The organism is Rubrivirga marina (assembly GCF_002283365.1).
GTDB lineage: Bacteria > Bacteroidota > Rhodothermia > Rhodothermales > Rubricoccaceae > Rubrivirga > Rubrivirga marina.
The window spans coordinates 3,729,998-3,751,061 of the sequence record NZ_MQWD01000001.1 but is presented as its reverse complement, the minus strand read 5'-3'; the positions used below and the strand labels follow the sequence as shown (position 1 = coordinate 3,751,061).

Genomic DNA, 21,064 nt, shown 5'->3' with positions numbered 1-21,064 from the left:
CGCCCTTCTCCTGGATCATGCTCCCACTCGTCCACACCGTCGCCATCGCCCTCCACGTCCTGTTCGCTGCGGCGTGGTTCGGCATGGCCGCCGCGGTGCCGTCGCTGGCGCGGAGCGCGATGCGGCCCGGCGCGGCGGAGGGCGGGAGGGTGATCGCCTCCATGAACGGGTCGATCGTGCTGTTCTACGTGTTCGCCGTCGCGAACTGGGTCTTGGGCCGCCAACTCGGCTTCGAGATCCAGTACAACCATTGGGCCTACCACACGGCGCTGACGCTCGGCCTGCTCCTCGTGCTCGTGCAGCTCTTCCTCATCCGGACCGGGTGGAACAAGCTGGTCGCCGGGGCGGGCACGCCGGAGGCGGAGTCCGGGCGGAAGCGTCTCGCGGCGGGGCTCGGGATCGGCAACCTCCTCTGGATCGTCCTGTTCATCTTGATGTACCTCGGCCGCGGCGTGGTGGGCGGCTAGCCGGCGGCGGCGCGGCGGAGGCGGTCCAGGAGCGCCACGCCGATCCCGACCTCCGGGACGACCTCGGCGTCGATCCGGCCGAGGCCGGCGGCGTCGGCCCGGCGGAAGGCGTCGAAGAGGCGGCGCGCGTAGTCGGCGGCGTCGGCGCAGGCGGTCACCTGTGCGTAGCCGGGCGGCGGCTCCGAGACTCCGATCCAGGCCGCCTCGGGCGCCGGCTCGGCCTGGTCGACGGAGTGGACGAGGCGGACGCGGGCGCGGGGGGCGTAGTGGCGGTGCCGCGTGCCGGGCGAGCGCCGGGCGGCCTCAGCGCCGGGATCGACTGCGCGGGCGTTGGGGACGAGGGCGCGGAGCGCGTCGAGCGTGACGGCGCCGGGGCGGAGGATCAGCGGCGTGTCGCCGGTCGCGTCGACCACGGTCGACTCGATCCCGACGTCCGTCGGCGGGCCCTGGAGGACGGCGCCGATCCGGCCGTCGAGGTCGTCGATGACGGCCTCCCACGTCGTCGGGCTGGGGCGGCCGCTCCGGTTGGCCGAAGGTGCCACGAGCGGGCCGGTCTTCCCGAGCACGGCGAGCGCGAGGGGCGCCGCGGGCACGCGGATCGCGACCGTGTCGAGCCCGGCAGTGACGGCAGGAGGGAGCCCCAGTCTCGCCGGCAGCACGACCGTCAGCGGCCCGGGCGCGAACGCGTCGAGCAAGGCGCGGCCGACCTCGGTGACGTGCGCGATCACGTCCGCCTCGGCGGCGTCGCCGAGGTGGACGATGAGGGGGTTGTCGCTCGGCCGTCCCTTCGCCTCGAACACGCGCGCCACGGCGGACGCCTCGTCGGCGCGGGCGGCGAGTCCGTAGACCGTCTCCGTGGGGATCGCGCAGAGGCCGCCGTCGCGGAGGACGGCGGCGGCGTCGACAGGATCTTGGAAGAGGCGCGTGCGCACCGGGCGCTAGGTTGGGGCACACGCAAGATCCCACCGTCATGCCCCGCAAATCGTCCGCCCCCGCCGACTACGACACGCACGACGTCGAGGGCTACGAGGTGCTCGTCGGACAGAGCGCGAAGGACAACGACAAGCTCACGTTCAAGGTGGCCCGGCCGAACGACGTCTGGCTCCACGTCGGCGGCGGCACGCCCGGCAGCCACGTCGTGGTCCGGACGCCCGAGGGAGAAGAGGTCCCGCGCCACATCGTCAAGCGCGCGGCCGAGCTGGCCGTCCAGAACTCGAAGGCGAAGAACGCCAGCGGGAAGGTCGACGTCCACGTGTGCCGCGCGTGCGACGTGACGAAGCCTCGAGGGGCGAAGCCGGGCTCGGTCCAACTCCGGCGCTACGAGTCGGTCAAGGTGTATCCGCCGAAGTAAGTCCGCCTCAGCGCCGAGGCGGGCGGACTCGGCCCTGCGGACGCGTTCCCGTTCACGGCGAACGCGCCGCCCCCGACGAACCCCGTCCGGTGGCGCGGGTTGGCGGTCGGTCTTCCTCCCCGACGCCTTGCCCCCCTCCGGCCGCCCGTCCGGGCAGATCCTCCAGGGCCCCATCGCCGGGTCGCTCCTTCGGCTGGCCGGCCCCGTCGTCCTCGCCAACGTCCTCCAGACGGTCTACCAACTGACCGACACGTTCTGGGTGGGCCGTCTCGGCGCGGTCGCGGTCGCGGCCGTCTCGTTCAGCTTCCCGGTCATCTTCCTGTTCATCGCCGTCGGCGGCGGCGTGACGATCGCCGGGACGATCCTCGTGGCGCAGGCCGAGGGCCGCGGCGACTCCCGCGAGGTCGACTACGTGGCGGGGCAGACGTACGCCATCGTCACGCTCCTGTCCGTCGCGCTGGCGGCGGCCGGGTTCGTGCTCGCCGCGCCGCTCCTCGAGCTGATGGGCGCCGACGCCGAGGTGCTTCCACCCGCCACCGAGTACCTCCGCCTGAGCTACCTCGGCTTGCCGTTCGTCTTCGGGTACTTCGTGTTCCAGGCGCTCCTCCGAGGCGTGGGCGACGTCAAGACGCCGCTGTACATCGTCAGCGGGACGGTCCTGCTCAACTTCGTGCTCGACCCGCTGTTCATCCTCGGCTGGGGGCCGGTGCCGCAACTCGGCGTGGCCGGTGCCGCGGCGGCGACGATCGGGACGCAGGGGCTGGCGGCGCTCGTCGGCACGTGGCTCCTGCTCAGCGGCCGCCGCCCGATCCGCGTCCGCTTGACCGACCTCCGGCCGGACCTCGACATCGCCCGCCGGATCGCGCGCCTCGGCTTCCCGGCCTCCGTCGACCAAGCCATGCGCGCGCTCGGGCTGACGGTCCTCGTCACGCTCGTGGCCGGGTTCGGCAGCGAGTCTGTGGCGGTCTACGGGGTCGTCACGCGGATCTTCTCGTTCGTTCTGATCCCCGCGCTCGGGCTCGGCATCGCCACGTCGACGGTCGTCGGGCAGAACGTGGGGGCCGGGCAGCGGGGCCGCGCGCGCCGCGCCACGTCCATCGGTACGTGGATCGCGGTCGGGACGATGACGGCGGCGGGTCTCCTGGCGTTCGTCTTCGCCGACGCGATCGTGGCCGCGTTCGTGCCGGGCGAGCCCGTCGTGATCGAGGAGGGCGCGCGGTTCCTCCGCATCATGGCGCCGGGCTGGGGCCTCATCGGCGCGCAGGTCGTCATCGGCGGCGGCTTCAGCGGGGCCGGACGGACGTACGTCTCGATGCTCATCTCGATCTTCAGCCTGTGGGTCCTCCGCTTCCCCGTCGCGTGGTACCTCTCGACGCGGCTCGGCTGGGGGACCGACGGGATCTGGTGGGCCTTTCCGGTTTCCTACGCGGGCGGCGCGGCGCTCGCCGTCGTGTGGTTCCTCCACGTCCTGCGCCAGCCGACCGGCGACGAGGGCGTCGAGGAACAGGCCGTGGCCGAGTCGACTGTCGAGCGGCCGTTCGGTTGAGGCCGGGAGAGTCCCCGCTGCGACCCGCTTGGCTGCGGAGCCGCCTGGGGGCGTCTCCACCGGCCCGACGGCGTGAGGGACGAGGCCTGGACGGCTCTCCTTTGCTCGTAGCGCCCAAACGGGGTTCTCATGGTCGCCGGGTGGTCGCCCTCGTACGTTCGGGGCGACCTCGACACGTCCTCGTCCTCCCCCGCCATGTCGTTTCTCTCCCGTCTCCTCCAGCCCTCCGGCGGCGATGCCATGCCTCCCGCCACGTTCGTCGCCGAGCGGGACCGGTCGGCGACGGTCCTCGACGTCCGCACGCCCCAGGAGTACGCCTCGGGGCACCTCGCCGGCGCCGTCAACGTCGACGTGATGTCCGCCGACTTCCGCCAGCGAGTCGAGGCGATGGGCCTGCCCGGGAGCGGGCCGGTCTACTTGTATTGCCGGTCGGGGCAGCGCTCGGGGCAGGCCGCGCAGATCCTCCGCCAGCTGGGCCATGAGGGCGCCGTCAACGTCGGCGGGTTCGACGCGCTCGCGCGGGCCGGGGCCGAGACGGCGTAGCGGGCCGGCTTCGTCCGCCTCGGCGCTGAGGCGGGGCGACTGGAACCGTGCCTGCCGTGGTCGGTGTGTCGCCCGCACCCCAATCGCTGCCGTTGGACGGTTCCCGAGACCCCTTCCGCGTCCTCTCTCTGTCGTACGACGCCGACTCGGAGGACGTCCGCCGCGCGTTCCGCCGCCTCGCGCGTCGCACGCATCCCGACCGCGGCGGCTCGACGGAGGCCTTTCACCGGGTCCGTGCCGCCTACAACGTGCTCGCAGAGGACCTCGAAGGCGAGCGCCGTCGCTGGCAGACGCCGCGCGAGGGGCCCCCGACGCGAGCGGCGTCCCCCGCGGGTCTCGACCGGCGGACGTACCCGACGTGTCTCGTCCGGATCGGCCGGCAGCGCGATGGTCGGCGGAGGGTGGAATACGATGTGGGCAGCCGGCCTCCGGTGTGGCGCCCGGTCGCGACGCCTCCGCCAGGGGGGGAGTGCCGCCTCCGGGTCGAGGCGACGGAGGCCATGCCCGCGTTCGGCGTCTGGGTCGTCCCGCTCGACGCCCACCGGTTCCGGTGCGTGTTCGGGCCCCACCCGGACGCGTAGCACGATCCGGTTCCGCAGGCCCACCGAGCGGCCGAGGCGGGCAGCCACAAACAAAACCGCCGGCCCCTCGAGAGAGGCCGGCGGTCGATGGTAGCGGGGGGGGGATTCGAACCCCCGATCTTCGGGTTATGAGCCCGACGAGATACCACTTCTCCACCCCGCGATCGGATTCCCATGGTACGGCGCGGCCCAGCGAGTCCGCAAGCCAACGGCGTGGAGCGCGGGTGAACTCGGGCCTCGCGGTCGGGACGCTCCCAACCAGAGGGGAAGGACCCGAAAGGGGGAGGGCTGAGCGCGCATTCGCACGTCGTTCGTATATCTTCGACGGACCCTCCTCCGCCCCCGACCCGCTTACATGGCCTCCGTCCGTCCGTTCCGGGCGCTCCGTCCCACGCCCGAGCACGCTCCGAACGTAGCCTCCGTCCCCTACGACGTCGTGTCGGTCGAGGAAGCCCGGGAGCTGGCCTCCGGCAACGACCTCTCGTTCCTCCACGTCGTCCGGCCCGAGATCGACCTCCCCGAGGGGACCGACGAGCACGCCGACGCCGTCTATACGCAGGGCGCCGAGGCGCTCCGCCGGCTGGCCGAGTCCGACGCGTTCGTTCGCGACGACGCGCCCCGGCTCTACGTCTACCGCCTCGTCATGAACGGGCGCGAACAGACCGGCATCGTCGGGCTCGTCTCCGCCGCCGAGTACGAGGACGACGTGATCCTGAAGCACGAGAACACGCGGCCCGACAAGGAGGACGACCGGACGCGCCACCTCGTGACGCAGCGGGCCCACGCCGAGCCCGTCATGCTGACGTACCGCGGCAACGACGCCATCGACGCGGCCGTCGCCGAGGCCATGGCCGGCGAGCCCCTCTACGACTTCCGCGCCAAGGACTACGTCCAGCACACGGTCTGGCCCATCGCCGAGGCGAGCGCCGTCGCCGAGGCGTTCCGCGACGTCGACGTGCTCTACGTGGCCGACGGGCACCACCGGAGCGCGGCGGCGGCCCGCGCGGCGCGTGAGCTCGACGGGGTCGAGGCGGCCGGCCACTTCCTCGCCGTCCTCTTCCCGATGGACGAGATGGAGATCCTCCCGTACAACCGGATCATCTACGACCTCCCGGTGGGCAAGGGGAAGTTCCTCGACCAGCTCCGGCGGAAGTTCGACGTCGAGGAGGCCCTCTTCCCGGACCCCGAGGACTACGGCATCGTCCAGGTCTACCTCGGGATGGACTACGGCTGGCACTCGATCCTGCTGCCGGAGACCCAGCGCGACGGCGTGGCCGACACGCTCGACGTGGCCCGCCTCGGCGAGTTCATTCTCGAGCCGATCCTCGGCATCACCGACCCCCGGACGGACGAGAACGTTGGCTTCGTCGGCGGCATCCGCGGGACCGAAGAACTCGAGCGGCTGGTCGACGCCGGCGAGTGCGACGCGGCGTTCTCCATGTTCCCGACGGCCATCGAGGAGCTCGTCGACGTGTCGGACGCGGGCGAGCTCATGCCGCCCAAGTCGACGTGGTTCGAGCCGAAGCTCCGCAGCGGCCTCCTCGTGCACACGTTTTGGGACGGGGAGGAGGGATAGAGGAGGAGCGTGGGGAGCCCACGGCGTTCGGCGCCGTATCTCACGTTCCTCCATCCCACGTCCCGTCCCCATGACCGTCCTCGTCGCCGACAGCGTTTCTGCCGACGCCCTCCAGAGCCTCCGCGACGACGGCCACGACGTGGTCGAGGCGGCCGGTCTCAGCGGCGACGGTCTCGTCGACGCGCTCCGCGAGCACGACCCGGCCGTCCTCGTCGTCCGCTCGACGAAGGTGACGGCCGAGGCGCTCGACGCCGCGAGGGGTCTGGAGCTGATCGTCCGCGCCGGCGCGGGCGTCGACACGATCGACGTGGTGGGCGCGTCCGAGCGGGGCGTTTTCGTGGCGAACTGCCCCGGCAAAAACGCTGCGGCCGTGGCCGAGCTGGCGTTCGGGCTCCTCCTCGCGCTCGACCGCCGGATCCCCGACAACGTGATCGCCTCGCGCGCGGGACGGTGGGACAAGAAGGGGTTTTCCGCCGCCCGGGGGCTCCGGGGGCGGACGTTGGGGGTTCTCGGACTCGGCAGCATCGGCCGGGAGGTCGTCGCCCGCGCGAAGGCGTTCGGGATGCCAGTCGTGGCGTGGAGCCGGTCGCTCACGCCCGGGGCGGCGGCCGACCTCGGCGTGACGCGCGCCGCCTCGCCCCTCGACCTCGCCCGCCAGTCGGACGCCGTGACGGTCCACGTCGCCTCGACGCCCAACACGCGCCACCTCGTCGACGCCGCCTTCCTCGCGGCGTTGCCCGACGGCGCCGCGCTCATCAACACGGCCCGCGCCGACGTCGTGGACGAGGCGGCCGTCGCCGAGGCCGTCGCCGCGGGCCGTCTCCGATTCGCCACCGACGTCCCGTCAGGCGAGCCCTCCGACAAGCAGGCCGACTTCGCCCACCCGCTCGCCGAGGCGGCCTACATCACACACCACGTCGGCGCGTCGACGGACGAGGCGACGGAGGCCATCGGCCAGGAGGCGGCCCGCGTGATCCGGGCGTACGCCGAGACCGGCCGCGTGCCGAATAACGTGAACCTGGCGGCGCAGACGCCGGCGACGCACCTCCTGACGGTCCGCCATCTCGACCGCGTCGGCGTGTTGGCCGGTGTGCTGGGCGAAGTCCGCGAGGCCGGGTGGAACGTCCAGGAGATGGAGAACCTCGTGTTCGAGGGCGCCGAGGCCGCCTGCGCCCGGATCCGCGTCGACACGGGGGCCGGGGCGGATCCCGACGGCGCGCTCGACCGGATCCGCGGCGTTGAGCACGTCCTCAACGCGACGGTGATCGCGCTGTAGCGGCGCGCGTAGTCCGATCGGATCAGACGGCGTGGGTAGGGCCGCCCAGGTCGTTGCATGGGGAGTGTGAGATCCTGGTGACGTGCCCCCGTCGACCTCCATGCGCCGTCCGATCTTGCCCGTTGCCCTCGCCGCGTTCGTGCTCGTCGTCCTCACGACGGGGTGTTCGCACTACGCCGTCCCGCCGACGCTCTACGCGCCGTCGGCCCCGGCCGTCCCGTTGCACGACGGACCGGGAGAGGTGTCGGCCGCCGGCCGGATCGGCACGGGCGGCGCGGAGGGGGCCGTGGCCGCCTCCCCCCTTCCGCACCTCGGGGTCTTCGCCCGCGCGAGCACGCTCTCGCGGCCCGGGGACGGCCTCGGATCGATGGACCAGCGACGGTTTGAGGGGGGGCTGACAGTGTATGGGCCGACCTCCGGCGTCCTCCGTACCGAGGCCGGCGCGGGCCTAGCGGTCGGGAAGGTCTCGGGCGTCGGGCAGGCGGGCTACACCCGGTGCGCCTTCCGGTGCGCCAGCGAGCCGCCTCCGCCGGAGCACTACCGGGCCTCCGGCGCCCTCCGTCAGGCGTTCGCTCACGCGACGGTCGCGGCCCGGGGCGACTGGATGACGGTCGGTCTGACGGGGCGCCTCAGCCGGGTCGCGGTGTCTCAGATCAGGACGGACGAGGGCGCGCGCTTCCCCGACGCCACCGAGGTCTTCGCCGGGCTGGGGATGGTCTCGCGGATTGACGCCGGCCCGGCGGGGATCGAAGTCGCCGTCGGCACGAGCCGGCCGCTGGGTCGGACGACGGTCCCGGACGACGGGGGGCCGGAGCGGACGCTCGACGGGCGCTACCGCTCCGTCGGGGGGTACGCCAGCCTCGGTCTGACGCTCGCCGTCGACGACCTCCTCTGGGGACGAGACTAGCGGTCGACCGGTGCGCCGGCTGCGGCGAGGTCGTCGAACCCGCCGGCGTTGACGACGCGCTCGAACCCCATGCCTTCCAAGACCGCCGCGGCTCGCCCGCTCCGGACGCCCGAGGCACAGTAGAGGTAGACCGGCTCCGTGCGGTCGAGCGATGCCATCCGCTGCTCGAACCCGTCGTCGAACACGTTGGCGTGGATCGCGCCGGCCACGTGGCCACCGGCGTACTCGTCGTCGGTGCGGACGTCGACGACCGTCGCGCCGTCCGCGATGGCGGCGACGACGTCCTCCGCCGGCTCGCTCGCGCCGCCGGTCAGCATCTGGTAGGCGACAAAGCCGACGACGGCAAACACGGCGACGACGGCGAGGGTGCGGGTCATGGCGTCCAGCGGGTGCGGGCGAGGGCGAACGTACGATTGTCGGATCCTCGTGCGAGCCGGTGCGCGCGGGCGCCCTCGACGAGCGGCCCCGCCTCGCTCACGACGTCGTCGCCGTAGACGGCCTCGGACTGGTAGAGCACCTCGATCTCACGCAGGCCCTCCGAGGACGGCAGCGCCTCCAGCGCCCACTCCAAGAACCGCACGTTGTTGGCGTGCCCGACGCGGTCGAGGTCGGAGCGGCGGACGTGGAACGTGCGGGCGTGCTCGGCGGCCTCGGGCGCCTCGGGCGGGCGGTCGAACGAGAGGGCGTCCTCCGGCTCGGCCGGACCGAACCGTTCGAGGCCGGCCGGCAGCCGGACCGGCCGCCGGCGCTCGACGTCGATCACGAACCACGCGCTGGTCCCGACCGCCAGCGCCTCGCGGTCCTCATTCCAGAGGCGGTAGTCGCGGTACGCCTTGAGTCGGTCGCGCCCGCTCGGCCATGTCTCGACCTCGACCGACTGGCGCATGTGCGGGAGGCCGTCGAACCGGAGCCGGAGCCGATGGAGGACCCACGTCCCGGTGCTCTCTCCGAGGTCGAACGTCTCGACGCCGCCAGACCTCGCGTGCTCGCCAGCCGCCTCCTGGAAGTAGTCGGCGACGGTGAGCACGGAGGCCCGCTCGTCGGGCCCGACCTCGTAGGCGCGGACGGCGAACGACTGGCGCCAGACCTCGGGAGTACCGGCCACTACGACGACTCCAGCGTGGCGTCGAGTGTGATGTCGGCGGCGCGGAGGACCTTCGAGAGCGGGCAGTTCTCCTTCGCGTCGTTGGCGATCCTCATGAACTCGTCCTCGGAGATGCCGGGCACGTCGGCGGTGAGCACGAGGTGGATCGACGGGATCTCAAATCCGCCCTCTACGCGCTTCAGGTGGACCTCAGCGCGAGTCTCGGCGCGCTCTGGGGGGTGGCCCGCCTCGGCAAGGTTGTGGGAGAGCTGCATCGTGAAGCACCCGGCGTGGGCGGCACCGAGGAGCTCCTCGGGATTCGTGCCGCTCTTCCCTCCCTCGTCGCCGAAGCGGGTCTCGAAGGAGTACGGGGTTTCGGAGAGCGTGCCCGTCTCGGTGGAGATGGCGCCGGAGCCGTCGGAGAGGGCGCCGGACCAGTGGGCGGTTGCGGTGCGGGTCATCATACGGGGGAGGGGAAGGAGTGGGAAGGGGGAAGGGGCACTACTCGGCGCGGGTGACACGGGTTCGTGGGATCGGGCGCCCGCAGCCGCTTTCCTAAGGACATGTGCGGGGGGAGGCGTGGGGGAGTGCCGCAAGCGCTTCCAGGACGGAACAGCGGAGCCGCTCGACGGCTCTCAGGCCTCCCTCATCTCCCCCCCTCCTGGACCCATGTCAGACTACACCGACCGCCCGCTCATGACGGGCACCTACCGCGACTACAAGCAGGCCGATCGCGCCTATGCCGACCTGCGCGATCGCGGGTACACCGACGAGGACATCCATGTCATCATGTCGGAGGACACCAAAAAGCACTACTACGACCGCGACGTAAGCGAGGTCGAGATCAAGGAAGGCTCGAAGGCCATGGAAGGTGCCGGGGCCGGAGCCGCCCTCGGCGGGACGGCCGGTGGCGTGATCGGCGCCATCGCCGGCATCGGCGGGGCCGTCCTCATCCCGGGCATCGGCGCGATCGCCGGGCCGCTGGCGGGCGCCCTCGCTGGCGCTGGGGCGGGCGGCGCGGCCGGCAGCCTCGTCGGCGCCCTCGTCGGGGCCGGCATCCCCGAAGAAACGGCCCACGCGTACAAGAAGGACGTCGAGAACGGTGGGGTCGTGATGGGCGTCCACCCGCGCGACGACGACCGCGACTACGTCCGGAGCCGCTACGACGAGTACGGCGCCGAGAACGTGTACTACAACGACCCGGAGACCGTCTAACCGGACCGCGCCAGTCACGCGTCGAGTCTCCGCACCGGCTCAACAGGAGGCCCGGGCTTCGGCTCGGGCCTCTTTGCGTTCGAGCCGGCCCGCCTCGGTAGAACCGCGGGCCCGCTGAGGGGGGCGAGCGGGAGGGGTGAACCCCTAGGAGGGCGTCACACGGAGGTAGTGACGCACCTCCCTTCCAGCCATGGTCCGCTCACAGGTCACCCTTCTCGCGCTCGTCGCAACCCTCGTCGCGCCCGCAATCGCGCAGGTCAGCCCCGACCGGGGGCGGCGGGCCGACGCAATCCTCGGAGCCGGCATCGGTGGCGTCGTCGACTCGCTCCGCGGGACGGGCACTCTCGCCCAGGAATTCCAGGCCGGCGCGTGCGCCGCCGCCGACCCAACCGCCCGCTCCCTCTGCAACAACGAGGTCCTCGCGGCCGAGTTCGAGGCCCGCTTCGACACGGAGGCGACGCTCCGGCAATCGCTCGAGACGCTGGTGGACCTCGGAGCGCTGTCCCGCGACGACGCCCGCGCCGTCCGCGCGCTGTCCGTCCGGGAGTCCCGCCTCGACCGGGAGCAGGCCCGCGGGCGGCTCTTGGACAGCGCGAGCCCGCTGGCCCGCCAACTGGCCGGGCAACTCGCCCCGGAGACGGAGACCGGCGTCGAGTACGTCTCCAGTTCCGCCACAGACGGGGCCACCGTCGCCGCGACCATCATCGCCGGCGCCGCGCTCGGAGCCCAACTCGGCGCGGCCGCCGGCGGGATCGGAGCCCTGCCCGGGGCCGCGATCGGAGCGGTCGCGACGGCCGGCTTCATCGCCGTCTACGCCGGTCTCGACTCCCAGGCCAGTGGCGACGGCCGGGGGGACGACGACGACGACGAGTCGGACGACGGCGGCACGACGGACCAGGAGGGCGAGGCCGGCCCCAACCTGCCAGGCGAGGCCGGCGGAGGCGGCGGCACGGGCTGAACGACTCCGACCTCCCGCCTGAGCGGGGCCGCTACCGCGCCCGCCGGATGGCCTCGACGGCGTCCTCGTCCTCCAGCGCCGTCACGTTGCCCAGGTCGCCGTCGAGGTGGGCCGCGCGGATCACGCGGCGCATGACTTTCGCGTTCCGCGTCTTGGGGAGCGCGTCGACGAAGAGCACGGCCTTCGGACGGAGCGCCTTGCCGAGCGCGTCCGTCACGCGGCCGATGAGGGCCTCGCGTAGCGCGTCGGACTCGGTGGCGCCGGCCGCCAGCACGGCGAAGGCGACGACGGCCTGGCCCTTCACGTCGTCCGGCACGCCGACGGCGGCGCTCTCCAGGACCTCGGGCGCGGCGTTGAGCGCGGACTCGACCTCGGCCGGCCCGAGCCGCTTGCCGGCCACCTTGATCGTGTCGTCGCTCCGCCCGAGCAGGAACCACTGGCCGTCGGCGTCGACCGCCGCGAAGTCGCCGTGGACCCAGAGGCCGGGCGTCCGCGCCCAGTAAGTGGCGTGGTATCGGGCGTTGTCCTCATCACCCCAGAACCCGCGGGTCATGCCGATCCACGGCTGGCGGATCGCGAGCTCGCCGACGGCGCCGCGGACGGGCTCGCCGGACTCGTCGACCACGTCGGCGTCCATGCCGAGGACGGGGCCGGAGAAGCCCGTCGGCTTGAGGGACTGGACGTGGTTCCCGCACACGATCCCGCCAGAGATCTCCGTCCCGCCGGAGTAGTTGAGGATCGGTCTGTTCGAGTCCAGGACGGTCGAAAAGAGCCACCGCCAGCTCTCGGGGTCCCACGGGCTGCCCGTCGACCCGACCGCGCGGAGCGCGCTCAGGTCGTGGGCCTGGACGGGTCCGGCGCCGTGCGGCATGAGCGCGCGGATGAGCGTCGGCGACAGGCCGAGGAGCGTGACGCCGTGGCGCTCGCAGATCGCCCACGTCCGGTCGGCCTCGGGGAAGTCGGGGGCGCCGTCGAAGAGGACCATCGTCGCGCCGTTTAGGAGCGCGCCGAAGACGAGCCACGGGCCCATCATCCAGCCCATGTCGCTCATCCACCACACGACGTCGCCGGCGCGGACGTCCATCGGGTGGCGCATGTCCTGCGCCGCCTTGATCGGGAAGCCACAGTGGGTGTGGACGGCGCCCTTGGGCGTGCCGGTCGTGCCCGAGGTGTAGATGAGGAGGACCGGGTCTTCGGCCGCCGTGTCCGCGCACCCCGTCGCCGTCGACTGGCGGCCGATCTCCAACAGGCGGCTCCACGGGATGTCCCGCCCTCCCGTTCGCGGCGTCCCGATGAGTTCGTCGCCCATCCGGTCGACCACGAACACGTGGCGGACGCTCGGGGCCTCGGCCAGCGCCTCGTCCGCGATCGCCTTCATGGGGACCGCCCGGCCGCGTCGCGGGGCACCGTCGGCGACGACGAGCGCCTTGGCGTTGCCGTCCGCGAGACGCGTCGCGACGGCCTCGGCGCCGTAGCCGGAGAAGAGGGGCAGGATGATCCCGCCGATGCGGGCGACGGCGAGGAAGGCGACGACGATCTCGGGCGTCATCGGGAGGTAGAGCCCGACGGCGTCGCCCGCGCCGAGGCCGTGGGCGCGGAGCCCGGCGGCGCACGCCTCGACCTCCGCGTGGAGCTCGAGGTACGTCAGTGACCGCGTCGTGCCCTCCTCGCTCTCGTACCGGATCGCGTCGCGCTCCCACGCCTCCGTCCCGGCCCAGCGGTCGAGGCAATTGTGGACCACGTTCATTCGCCCGCCGACGCACCACCGAGGCCGCTCGATGCCGCCGGAGGCGTCGAGGGCCCGGGTGTAGGGCTGGCTGAATTCGATGCCAAGGTCCTCCATCACGAGGTCCCAGAACCGGCCGATGTCGTCGAGCGCCCAGCGTTCGAGCGCGGCGTAGCCGTCGAGCCCGAGCCGGGTCCACAGCCGCGCGAGGTTCGTGCCGGCCACGTGGTCAGGCGAGGGGTTCCAGGCGACGGACTGACCGAAGGGGAACGAGTCGGACATCGGGGAGCAGGGAGGGGACGGGAAGCTACGGGGGAGGGCGGGGCGCCCCGTAGGTTCCGGCGTCCAGCCCCCAAGACCGATGACCCTCGGCGCCTTCTCCGTCAGCCTCGCCGTCTCCGACCTCGCCGCGTCACGCGCGTTCTATGAGCACCTTGGGTTCGAGGTCTTCGGGGGCAACTCCGATCACGGCTACCTCATGCTGCGGAACGGCGAGCACGTGATCGGCCTCTTCCAGGGGATGTTCGACAAGAACATCCTCACCTTCAACCCCGGCTGGGACCAGCAGGGCGGCGAGGTCGACGGGTTCACCGACGTTCGTGAGATCCAGCGCCGGCTAAAGGCGCGGGGCATCGTCCCGACCCAGGAGGCCGACGAGACGACGGAGGGGCCTGCGAGTCTCGTCCTCGAAGACCCCGACGGCAACCCGATCCTGATCGACCAGCACGTCTGACCCTCGGCCGCGTCCCCGGGCTGTCGGCCGATCGGAAGACGGCGGGGCCATGACTCGGTCCGCCTCGGTGCTGAGGCGGACGGTGTGGATCAGCCGCGCGCGGCGTCGAGCGGGGGCGAGTCGGGGACCTCGCCGGCCCGGCCGTCGCCCGCGATCTCCGCGCCGGGCGGGATCGGGGCCGCGTCGGGGAGCGGGTGCCCGTGCTTCTCGGGCTGCCACGACAGGACGTAGTCGTCCTGCTCGATGTCGAGCGCCGTCTGCGTCAGCTTGAGCGGGGCGAACGTGTCGACCATGACGGCCAGCTCGTGCGTCTCCTTCGCGCCGATGCTCGCCTCGGTGGTCCCGGGGTGCGGGCCGTGCGGGATGCCGCCGGGGTGGAGCGTGAACGAGCCCCGCCCGATCCCCTTGCGCGACATGAAGTCGCCCTCAGCGTAGTACAGGACCTCGTCGGAGTCGATGTTCGAGTGGTTGTACGGCGCCGGGATCGAGTCCGGGTGGTAGTCGAACAGGCGTGGGACGAACGAGCAGACCACGAACCCGCGGGCCTCGAACGTCTGGTGGACCGGCGGCGGCTGGTGGATCCGCCCGGTGATCGGCTCGAAGTCGTGGATCGAGAACGCGTACGGGTAGAGGTGGCCGTCCCAGCCGACCACGTCGAACGGGTGGTAGCGGTAGACGAACGGGAAGAGCCGCCCGTGCTTCTTGATCTTGACCGTGAAGCGGCCTTCCTGGTCGATGGCCTCCAGCTCCGATGGCGGCCGGAAGTCGCGCTCGTGGTACGGGCTGTGCTCCAGGAGCTGGCCCATGTCGTTCCGGTAGCGCTTGGGCGGGCGGAACTCGGTCGGCGCCTCGATGATGAGCAGCCGCGGTTGGACGTCGCCGGTGAAGACCCACCGGTGCGTGAGCGTCCGCGGGACGTGGACGTAGTCGCCCTGACGGAACTCGACGGTCCCGAGGACCGACTCCAGCCGCCCCTCACCGTCGTGGACGTAGATCAGCTCGTCGTGCGTCGCGTTCTTGTAGAACACGTCCTTGGGCATCGGCTCCGTCGGCGTGCAGAGCGCGAGGTCGACGTCGTTGTTGCCCATGATGTAGCGCCGCCCGCTCCACCAGTCGCCGCCCGCCTCGACCTTCGGCCCCTCGAAGTGGCGGTGCCGGAGGAACGCCTCGTCGACGTACTCCGGCCCGAACGTCTCGGGCTCGCCCACGCTGTCGACGAGCGTCGGTGGGTGGATGTGGTAGGCGATCGACGCTGTCCCCGAGAACCCCTCTTCGCCGAGGACCTCCTCGGTGTAGAGGGCCCCGTCGGGCCGGCGGAACTGGGTGTGACGCTTGGGCGGGACGTCGCCCAGTCGGACGTAGTAGCTCATGGGAAGTCAGATCGGGTGATTGCAGATCGTGCGATGGGATGGCTGAAGAACGTCGGCGCAGACCGGGTGACCGAGGCAGTCGGGGCGGTCGCCCCACTCGTCGATCACCCGATCGCACCTCACCCGATTACAGATTCCCGCGCCGCTCCTGCTCGCGCTCGATGGCTTCGAAGAGCGCCTTGAAGTTGCCCTCGCCGAAGGTCCGGGCGCCCTTCCGCTGGATGATCTCGTAGAACACCGTCGGGCGGTCCTCGACGGGCTTGGTAAAGATCTGCAGGAGGTACCCGTCCGGGTCGCGGTCGACGAGGATGCCGAGCTCGGCGAGCTGGTCGACCGGCTCGTCGATGGTGCCGACGCGGCCCTGGAGCTGCTCGTAGTAGGTCGTCGGGACCGTCAGGAACTCGACGCCGCGGTCGCGGAGCTGGGTGACCGTCGAGAGGATGTCGTCCGTCGCCATGGCGATGTGCTGGACGCCGGCGCCGTCGTAGAACTCGAGGTACTCGTCGATCTGGCTCTTCCGTTTGCCCTGGGCCGGCTCGTTGATCGGGAATTTGATCCGCTCGTTCCCGTTCGACATCACCTTCGACATGAGCGAGGAGTACTCCGTCTGAATGTCCTTGTCGGAGAACGACAGGAGGTTGCGGAAGCCCATCACGTCCGAGTAGTACTGGACGTACTTGTTCATGTCGCCCAGGTGGACGTTGCCGACGCAGTGGTCGACGTACTTCAGCCCGACGGGCCCCGGCTTCCAGTGCGGGTTCTCGTAGGCCTCGAAGCCCGGCATGAACAGGCCGTCGTAGTCCTTCCGCTCGACGAACGTGTGGATCGTGTCGCCGTAGGTGCCCATGGCGGCCACGACGATCTGGCCGTGCTCGTCCTCCATCACCTCCGGCTCGCGGACGAGCGTCGCGCCGCGCTCCTTGACGGCCTCGAACGAGGCGCGCGCGTCGTCGACCCAGAGGGCGATGTCCTTGACGCCGTCGCCGTGCTTGGCGACGTGCCGGGCGATCTCCGTGTCCGACCCGATCGAGGTCGTGAACACGAACCGGATCTTGTCCTGCTTCAGGAGATAGCTCGCGGCCTCGCGGTGGCCGGTCTCGGGCCCGCGGTAGGCGACGATCTCGAACCCGAAGGCCGAGGCGTAGAAGTGGGCGGCCTGCTTGGCGTTGCCGACGTAGAACTCGACGTAGTCGGTCCCGTTGATGGGGAGGAAGTCGTCTTCGACGTGGTCCGGGGCGCCCTTCAGGCTGAGGCCGGCCGCCTCGGCCGTGTCTGCGCCGGTCTGCTGGGCGGCGGGCTGGGTGGCGACGGCGTCGACGGCGCTGGAGGCGCCGTCACCGTGGGTCGAGTCGTGCGTCGGGGTGTCGGTCGGGGAGGGCATGGTGGGGCTAGGGGCAGATCGTACCGTCTACGGGGCGCCGGGTCGCGCCGGCACCTCATTCCGGGCTGTCCCTAGATACGGTCCGGGTTCGGAAGCGTTTCCGCTCCCGGCCCCTCCCGAGCGCCCGCTACCTTCTGCCATGCCCCAGTTCGAAGTCGAGCCCCACGACCAGCCCGCCACCTTCGTCCGCGCCCGCTCTGAGGCCGACGCCGTGGCCCGCCACCTCGGCGGCGAGCCCGAGGCGGTCGAGGTCGGCGAGCCCGAGCCTGGCGCCGGCTGGTGCGACGTGACCGTCGGGGGCGAGGCGTGGGGCCGTGTCCGCCCGCGCGACCGGATGCGGTTCCGACGGGACTGACCGTCGATAGTACTGAGGCACTAGTCGAATGGCCGGCCGCGGCCATGGGGAGGTCCGTCGGATGCCATACCCTGGGAGTGCGGCAACCGCCGTGGCTGGGAGTCTCCCGCGCATGCGGGCTCCAAACAGTGACCGGCCCGTCCCCAATCCGTGTCGCGGGGGCGGGCCGGTCCCTTTTGGTCTCGCCTGGGGGAACGCGCTAGAGCGTCGCCAGCGTCCGGTTCGAGAAGTGCTGCCGGTATTGCTTGCGCGCTGCGACCTTCCGGGCGACCGCCTCGATCACGTCCGGGGCGAAGTCGACGCCGGTCGTCTCCTCGATGCCGCCGAGGCCACCCGGGCTGAACACGTTGACCTCGAGGAGGACGCCGCCCGCGATGTCGAGCCCCACCATGAACATCCCGTCCTGCACGAGCTGGGGGCGGACGAGCTCGGCGATCTCGAGTTCGCGCTCGCCGACGGCCGCCTGCTCGGTGCTCCCGCCCGCGGAGATGTTGCTCCGGATGTCGCCCTCGGCCCCGACCCGCCGGAGCGCGGCGTAGACGCCGTCGCGCTGGAGCGGCTCGCCGTTGAGGAGGAACATCCGGGTGTCGGCGCCCGCGGCGGCCTCGAGGAACTCCTGGACCACCATGTAGCCGTTCTGGCACACGGCGTCGATGATCTGGTTGAGGTTGGCGTGGTCGCCCTGGCGGACGACGAAGACGCCCTCGCCGCCCGAGCCCTGGAACGGCTTGACGATCGCGTCGCCGCCGTGGTCGTCGATGAACCGGCGGACGTCGTCGGCGTGCCGCGTGACGAGGGTCTTGGGGCGGACCGACGGCGGGAAGCGCTGGAAGTACACCTTGTTGACGGCCTTTGCCAGCCCCTCGGGGTCGTTCAGCACGATCACGCCGCGCCGGGCCGCCATCTGCCCGAACACGATCCCGGCCGACTGGGCCCACGGCCGCTCGCCGGCGTCGTCGGCGGGGTCGTTGCGGAGCAGGAGCGCGTCGATCTCCTCGATCGGGATCCGCTCCTCCTCGCCGTCCTCGTGGACCCCCTTCCAGAGGGTGCGGATCGTCTTGTACGTCCCGCCTGGCCGGCGGACGCGGACCCGGAGCGTCTCGTCGGGCTCGCAGACGAAGTCCTCGACCGAGAGGTACAGCACGTCGTGGCCGGCCTTGTGGGCCGCCAGCGCGAGCCGCGTGGTGGTGTAGACGTCCTTCTCGGTCTCGAAGGAGTTGATGAGGAAGGCGATTCGCATGGGGGAGAGATCGGGGAGCGGGACGAGAGAGGGACAGGAGCGGAGGAGCCGCATGCCCTGTCCCGAATCCCTTATCCGTCCAGCAGGTCGAGGACCGAGAGGCCGGCGCGGGCGCGGTCGAGGCACGCCGTCGTGGCCGGGGCGTCGGCGTGGAGGGGGCGGAGGGGAGGGGCGGAGAGGACGCCGCGGGCGCGGAGGTCGGCGACGGCGTCGAGGTGCCGGAGCGCGATCTTGCCGATGAAGAGGGACCAGAACGGCCCACCGTCGCCGAGGTGCCGCAACAGGTCCCGGAGGCCACGGAGGTACACCATGTCCTTCGTCAGCCCGCCGCCCCGGTAGAGGCGGACCGTGACGCCGAACGCGCCGCGGTCGCTGAGGCCGGCCGCCTCGCGGAGCAGCCGGAACGTCTCGACGAAGTCGGCGCCGTCGACGAGGGCGCGGGCACCGATCACCCGCGCGGCGAGCGTCCGGAACCGGCCCGGCGTGAGGCCGCCGACGAGCCACTCGGCGAACACGGCGAGTCCTTCCTGCAGATCCTCGTAGCCGGCCAGCCCGTGGCGGAGCTGCTCGAGGGGATGCGCGGCCCCGTTCGCGTACGTCAGCACGTGCGTGCCGACCTCGTGCGCGAGCAGCGCCTCGACGCGAGCCGCCGGCACCTGTGCGTGGGTGCCGATGAGGAGGCATCCGCGTGAGACCATGAGGCTGCCCGTGATGTCCTCCCGGATGGAGACCGCCTGGGGCATGTGCTCCGAGATCGCGTGGTAGGCCTCGAGTTGGGCCCGCGCGCGGGCTGCGAACGCCGTCGCTCCGACGACCTCCTCGCCCCGCGTCGCAGCGGGCAGGGCATCGAGCGCCTCGATGAGGTCGTGGGCGAGGTCGACCAGGTCGCGGTCGGGCGCGCCGTACAGGCGCAGGCTGTTGGGCAGAAACTGCGGGGTGCCCACGTCGAGGATCATCCGGATCTGCCCTTCGATCTCGTCACGGCACTCGCGGAGAATGCCGGCGACGACCGGGTCCTCGACGTCCTCCAGCGGCAAGTCGAACAGCTGGCGGCGCGCGGCGTCGGGGTCGAACGTGAGCGGGCGGTACAGGAGCTCGGGCGACCGCTCGCACCCGCCGCCGTGGAACTCGTCCCAGGCCGCGTCGGCGTTGACGGGCGTGATCTGGAGGAGGAACCCGAACGACTCGGCGACGGCCGAGAGGCCGCGGTCGACGGCCTCGGCGGCGGGTTCGAGGGACTGGCGGGCGAGCGTCGCCGGCGCGGCCCGGCCCGCGACGACGGCCGCCTCGCGGAGCGCTGGCGCCACGGCCTCGCGGAGGCGCGCCAGCACGCGCGGGTAGAACTCGCCGTCGCGCGCGTTGTGGAACACGGCGTCGACGGCCAGCCCCACGAGCCCGTCGAGGCCGAGGGGGGGGAGGCCCGGGGGCGCGACCTCGGACGTCGAGACGTGTGACACATCGGCGCCCTGGCCAGCCTCCTCGATCCCGGAGAGCGCGTCGCAGAGGGCGTCGATGGTCTCGGAGCTCGGGGCGCGCTCGTCGGTGTAGATCGTGAAGCCCGGCGCGCGGTCGAACGGGTCGACGGCGCCGGCCTCGGGCGCGTCGAGCGGGGACCAGATCTCGACCACGAGGAGCCGTCCCACGGCGTCCGTCAGGGCCTCCGCGACGGCGCGGATGGCGGCGCGGGCCGCCTCGGCGTCGGGGTCCGATGTGATGACGTACGCCGGCTGCGTCGTGACGAGCTGGTGGGCCTCGGCGCAGGCGGCGCGGGCGTCGAGCGCGGGGTCGCCGGTCGCCTCGCCCGGACAACGGTGGACGGCGAGGAGCGGCACGGCGTGGTCCACGAACACGGTCCCGTCGTCGAGGTCGAGCCGGACGGGCTCGCCGGACTGGAGCCCGTCGCGGATGGCGCGGCCGAGGGCCTCGGGGCTCACCGCGCTGCGGGCTCCGGCGTGGCGGCCTTCCGTTCCTCCAGGGCACCGGGGACCGTGTGGGCGAGGGCCTCCCGGAGCCGCCCGAGGTGGGGCTCGTCGACCTGCCCGGACCACTCGTCCATGAACGTCTTCTTGAACTCGACCGCCAGCACGCACGCCGCGTTGCCGAACGTGTCGTGGACCCACCGCGAAAAGTGGCCGCCCTGGAATTTGACGTTCTCGCGCACGTCGAGGTCGGCGAGGCCCGCCTCGGCGGCGCCGTCGCGGAGGTCGGCCATGAACCGGTCGACCAGCGGGCCCCAGCGGAGGCGGTCGAGCGAGCCGGTCCCGACGTTGACCTCGGGGTTGCCTTCGGGATCCGCTCGCGGGCCGTCGGGTCCCTCGCGGCGGTGGTTGTACGAGTGGAGGTCGTAGACGACGACCGAGCCGTACTCCTCGATCTTCATGGCGAGAAGCTTTTCGACAGCCCGATAGAAGTCGTCGTAGAGCGCCAACGACCGCTCGGCGACGGGGTCGGGCACGCCGTCGTGCCACACGTCGAGGCCCCACGCGTCGTCGGGCGTTCGGTAGAGCGCACCCTCGCGGGGCCGGTTGAGGTCGACCTCGAACCGCGATCGCCGCCCGACGACGCGCGTCGGGGCGACGTCGGTGAGGCGGCCCGTGAACGGGTCCTCCTCGCGGAGCCGTTCCGCCTCGGGGAGCGCGATGTGCGGGAGCGTCTCGGGATGGATGCCGTGGCCGTCGTGGACGGCGGCGGCGACGAGCGGGCCCGGCCCGGCGGTGATCGAGAAGGCGTCAGACATGCGAGGGGAGAGGGGCCT

22 protein-coding genes and 1 tRNA gene are annotated in these 21,064 nt (G+C 72.1%); 12 read left to right on the top strand and 11 right to left on the bottom strand.

Translation table 11 applies throughout. The features are described 5' to 3' along the window. The first annotated feature begins 17 nt into the window (after window positions 1–17). Window positions 18–467, top strand: a complete 450-nt coding sequence (locus BSZ37_RS15970; RefSeq protein WP_095511511.1) for a hypothetical protein — start codon at window positions 18–20, stop codon at window positions 465–467. Here the strand turns inward: BSZ37_RS15970 and BSZ37_RS15965 are convergent. Then, window positions 464–1,399: an L-threonylcarbamoyladenylate synthase gene (locus BSZ37_RS15965; protein WP_095511510.1), complete on the bottom strand. Its 936-nt coding sequence runs from the start codon at window positions 1,397–1,399 to the stop codon at window positions 464–466. The two genes, BSZ37_RS15970 and BSZ37_RS15965, sit on opposite strands and share 4 nt — an antisense overlap. Before the next feature lie 38 nt (window positions 1,400–1,437). On the opposite strand from BSZ37_RS15965, the gene BSZ37_RS15960 reads away from it, so the two are divergent. From BSZ37_RS15960 to BSZ37_RS15945, 4 genes are all read left to right on the top strand, one after another. Next, on the top strand, window positions 1,438–1,818 hold the full coding sequence (locus tag BSZ37_RS15960; protein ID WP_095511509.1) for an NFACT RNA binding domain-containing protein: 381 nt from the start codon (window positions 1,438–1,440) through the stop codon (window positions 1,816–1,818). A 127-nt stretch (window positions 1,819–1,945) separates the two neighbouring features. After that, complete coding sequence (locus BSZ37_RS15955) at window positions 1,946–3,364, top strand: MATE family efflux transporter (RefSeq protein WP_218830531.1); 1,419 nt, start codon at window positions 1,946–1,948, stop codon at window positions 3,362–3,364. A gap of 195 nt (window positions 3,365–3,559) precedes the next feature. Beyond that, window positions 3,560–3,907 (top strand): rhodanese-like domain-containing protein, encoded by a 348-nt coding sequence (locus BSZ37_RS15950; RefSeq protein ID WP_179299688.1) that lies wholly within the window; start codon window positions 3,560–3,562, stop codon window positions 3,905–3,907. 92 nt (window positions 3,908–3,999) lie between these two features. After that, window positions 4,000–4,488: a DnaJ domain-containing protein gene (locus BSZ37_RS15945; protein WP_179299687.1), complete on the top strand. Its 489-nt coding sequence runs from the start codon at window positions 4,000–4,002 to the stop codon at window positions 4,486–4,488. 88 nt (window positions 4,489–4,576) lie between these two features. On the opposite strand, the gene BSZ37_RS15940 is transcribed toward BSZ37_RS15945, so the two are convergent. After that, a tRNA-Met gene (locus BSZ37_RS15940) sits at window positions 4,577–4,651 on the bottom strand. Between the two features lie 192 nt (window positions 4,652–4,843). Here BSZ37_RS15940 and BSZ37_RS15935 point away from each other — a divergent pair. The 3 genes from BSZ37_RS15935 (at window position 4,844) to BSZ37_RS15925 (ending at window position 8,247) form a co-directional block, all read left to right on the top strand. Beyond that, window positions 4,844–6,064, top strand: a complete 1,221-nt coding sequence (locus BSZ37_RS15935; RefSeq protein ID WP_095511506.1) for a DUF1015 domain-containing protein — start codon at window positions 4,844–4,846, stop codon at window positions 6,062–6,064. A 70-nt stretch (window positions 6,065–6,134) separates the two neighbouring features. Then, window positions 6,135–7,340 (top strand): phosphoglycerate dehydrogenase, encoded by a 1,206-nt coding sequence (locus BSZ37_RS15930; RefSeq protein ID WP_095511505.1) that lies wholly within the window; start codon window positions 6,135–6,137, stop codon window positions 7,338–7,340. Window positions 7,341–7,440: 100 nt separating this feature from the next. Then, window positions 7,441–8,247, top strand: coding sequence for a hypothetical protein (locus BSZ37_RS15925; RefSeq protein WP_095511504.1), 807 nt, complete (start codon window positions 7,441–7,443; stop codon window positions 8,245–8,247). Here BSZ37_RS15925 and BSZ37_RS15920 read toward each other — a convergent pair. From BSZ37_RS15920 to BSZ37_RS15910, 3 genes are read right to left on the bottom strand one after another with little or no spacing between them, the layout of a single operon-like run. Then, window positions 8,244–8,624 carry a rhodanese-like domain-containing protein gene (locus BSZ37_RS15920; protein ID WP_095511503.1) on the bottom strand — a complete coding sequence of 127 codons (381 nt, stop codon included), beginning with the start codon at window positions 8,622–8,624 and terminating at the stop codon, window positions 8,244–8,246. The genes BSZ37_RS15925 and BSZ37_RS15920 overlap by 4 nt on opposite strands. Beyond that, entirely contained in the window at window positions 8,621–9,352 is a 732-nt protein-coding gene (locus tag BSZ37_RS15915; RefSeq protein ID WP_179299686.1) for an acyl-[acyl-carrier-protein] thioesterase, read from the bottom strand. The genes BSZ37_RS15920 and BSZ37_RS15915 overlap by 4 nt, the downstream gene beginning before the upstream one ends. Then, complete coding sequence (locus BSZ37_RS15910) at window positions 9,352–9,792, bottom strand: OsmC family protein (RefSeq protein ID WP_095512421.1); 441 nt, start codon at window positions 9,790–9,792, stop codon at window positions 9,352–9,354. Before BSZ37_RS15910 ends, BSZ37_RS15915 begins: the two co-directional genes overlap by 1 nt. Before the next feature lie 208 nt (window positions 9,793–10,000). On the opposite strand from BSZ37_RS15910, the gene BSZ37_RS15905 reads away from it, so the two are divergent. Together BSZ37_RS15905 and BSZ37_RS15900 are read left to right on the top strand one after the other, a co-directional pair. Further along, window positions 10,001–10,546 carry a hypothetical protein gene (locus BSZ37_RS15905; RefSeq protein WP_095511501.1) on the top strand — a complete coding sequence of 182 codons (546 nt, stop codon included), beginning with the start codon at window positions 10,001–10,003 and terminating at the stop codon, window positions 10,544–10,546. 190 nt (window positions 10,547–10,736) lie between these two features. After that, window positions 10,737–11,504: a DUF6861 domain-containing protein gene (locus BSZ37_RS15900; RefSeq protein WP_095511500.1), complete on the top strand. Its 768-nt coding sequence runs from the start codon at window positions 10,737–10,739 to the stop codon at window positions 11,502–11,504. 31 nt (window positions 11,505–11,535) lie between these two features. Here BSZ37_RS15900 and BSZ37_RS15895 read toward each other — a convergent pair whose 3' ends face one another. Further along, on the bottom strand, window positions 11,536–13,512 hold the full coding sequence (locus tag BSZ37_RS15895) for an AMP-binding protein (protein WP_095511499.1): 1,977 nt from the start codon (window positions 13,510–13,512) through the stop codon (window positions 11,536–11,538). Window positions 13,513–13,591: 79 nt separating this feature from the next. Between BSZ37_RS15895 and BSZ37_RS15890 the strand changes: the two genes are divergently transcribed. After that, window positions 13,592–13,963, top strand: coding sequence for a VOC family protein (locus tag BSZ37_RS15890; RefSeq protein WP_095511498.1), 372 nt, complete (start codon window positions 13,592–13,594; stop codon window positions 13,961–13,963). An 89-nt stretch (window positions 13,964–14,052) separates the two neighbouring features. Here BSZ37_RS15890 and BSZ37_RS15885 read toward each other — a convergent pair whose 3' ends face one another. Together BSZ37_RS15885 and hppD are read right to left on the bottom strand one after the other, a co-directional pair. After that, window positions 14,053–15,333 (bottom strand): homogentisate 1,2-dioxygenase, encoded by a 1,281-nt coding sequence (locus BSZ37_RS15885; protein WP_095511497.1) that lies wholly within the window; start codon window positions 15,331–15,333, stop codon window positions 14,053–14,055. Window positions 15,334–15,460: 127 nt separating this feature from the next. Beyond that, window positions 15,461–16,714: a 4-hydroxyphenylpyruvate dioxygenase gene (hppD, locus tag BSZ37_RS15880; RefSeq protein WP_095511496.1), complete on the bottom strand. Its 1,254-nt coding sequence runs from the start codon at window positions 16,712–16,714 to the stop codon at window positions 15,461–15,463. A 139-nt stretch (window positions 16,715–16,853) separates the two neighbouring features. On the opposite strand from hppD, the gene BSZ37_RS15875 reads away from it, so the two are divergent. Next, window positions 16,854–17,069, top strand: coding sequence for a hypothetical protein (locus tag BSZ37_RS15875; RefSeq protein WP_095511495.1), 216 nt, complete (start codon window positions 16,854–16,856; stop codon window positions 17,067–17,069). A 199-nt stretch (window positions 17,070–17,268) separates the two neighbouring features. Here the strand turns inward: BSZ37_RS15875 and BSZ37_RS15870 are convergent, their stop codons facing one another. From BSZ37_RS15870 to BSZ37_RS15860, 3 genes are all read right to left on the bottom strand, one after another. Then, window positions 17,269–18,309, bottom strand: a complete 1,041-nt coding sequence (locus BSZ37_RS15870) for a glutathione synthetase (protein ID WP_095511494.1) — start codon at window positions 18,307–18,309, stop codon at window positions 17,269–17,271. 71 nt (window positions 18,310–18,380) lie between these two features. Further along, window positions 18,381–20,243 (bottom strand): peptidase MATCAP family protein, encoded by a 1,863-nt coding sequence (locus tag BSZ37_RS15865; RefSeq protein ID WP_095511493.1) that lies wholly within the window; start codon window positions 20,241–20,243, stop codon window positions 18,381–18,383. Then, window positions 20,240–21,046 (bottom strand): N-formylglutamate amidohydrolase, encoded by an 807-nt coding sequence (locus tag BSZ37_RS15860; protein WP_095511492.1) that lies wholly within the window; start codon window positions 21,044–21,046, stop codon window positions 20,240–20,242. The genes BSZ37_RS15865 and BSZ37_RS15860 overlap by 4 nt, the downstream gene beginning before the upstream one ends. Window positions 21,047–21,064: the final 18 nt, after the last annotated feature.

Coding starts and splice junctions, on each gene's coding strand:
- BSZ37_RS15935 (WP_095511506.1), top strand. CDS start 4,844: ATGGCCTCCGTCCGTCCGTTCCGGGCGCTCCGTCCCACGCCCGAGCAC.
- BSZ37_RS15970 (WP_095511511.1), top strand. CDS start 18: ATGCTCCCACTCGTCCACACCGTCGCCATCGCCCTCCACGTCCTGTTC.
- BSZ37_RS15885 (WP_095511497.1), bottom strand. CDS start 15,333: ATGAGCTACTACGTCCGACTGGGCGACGTCCCGCCCAAGCGTCACACC.
- BSZ37_RS15860 (WP_095511492.1), bottom strand. CDS start 21,046: ATGTCTGACGCCTTCTCGATCACCGCCGGGCCGGGCCCGCTCGTCGCC.
- BSZ37_RS15870 (WP_095511494.1), bottom strand. CDS start 18,309: ATGCGAATCGCCTTCCTCATCAACTCCTTCGAGACCGAGAAGGACGTC.
- BSZ37_RS15900 (WP_095511500.1), top strand. CDS start 10,737: ATGGTCCGCTCACAGGTCACCCTTCTCGCGCTCGTCGCAACCCTCGTC.
- BSZ37_RS15930 (WP_095511505.1), top strand. CDS start 6,135: ATGACCGTCCTCGTCGCCGACAGCGTTTCTGCCGACGCCCTCCAGAGC.
- hppD (WP_095511496.1), bottom strand. CDS start 16,714: ATGCCCTCCCCGACCGACACCCCGACGCACGACTCGACCCACGGTGAC.
- BSZ37_RS15920 (WP_095511503.1), bottom strand. CDS start 8,624: ATGACCCGCACCCTCGCCGTCGTCGCCGTGTTTGCCGTCGTCGGCTTT.
- BSZ37_RS15960 (WP_095511509.1), top strand. CDS start 1,438: ATGCCCCGCAAATCGTCCGCCCCCGCCGACTACGACACGCACGACGTC.
- BSZ37_RS15875 (WP_095511495.1), top strand. CDS start 16,854: ATGCCCCAGTTCGAAGTCGAGCCCCACGACCAGCCCGCCACCTTCGTC.
- BSZ37_RS15890 (WP_095511498.1), top strand. CDS start 13,592: ATGACCCTCGGCGCCTTCTCCGTCAGCCTCGCCGTCTCCGACCTCGCC.
- BSZ37_RS15910 (WP_095512421.1), bottom strand. CDS start 9,792: ATGACCCGCACCGCAACCGCCCACTGGTCCGGCGCCCTCTCCGACGGC.
- BSZ37_RS15905 (WP_095511501.1), top strand. CDS start 10,001: ATGTCAGACTACACCGACCGCCCGCTCATGACGGGCACCTACCGCGAC.
- BSZ37_RS15895 (WP_095511499.1), bottom strand. CDS start 13,512: ATGTCCGACTCGTTCCCCTTCGGTCAGTCCGTCGCCTGGAACCCCTCG.
- BSZ37_RS15950 (WP_179299688.1), top strand. CDS start 3,560: ATGTCGTTTCTCTCCCGTCTCCTCCAGCCCTCCGGCGGCGATGCCATG.
- BSZ37_RS15925 (WP_095511504.1), top strand. CDS start 7,441: ATGCGCCGTCCGATCTTGCCCGTTGCCCTCGCCGCGTTCGTGCTCGTC.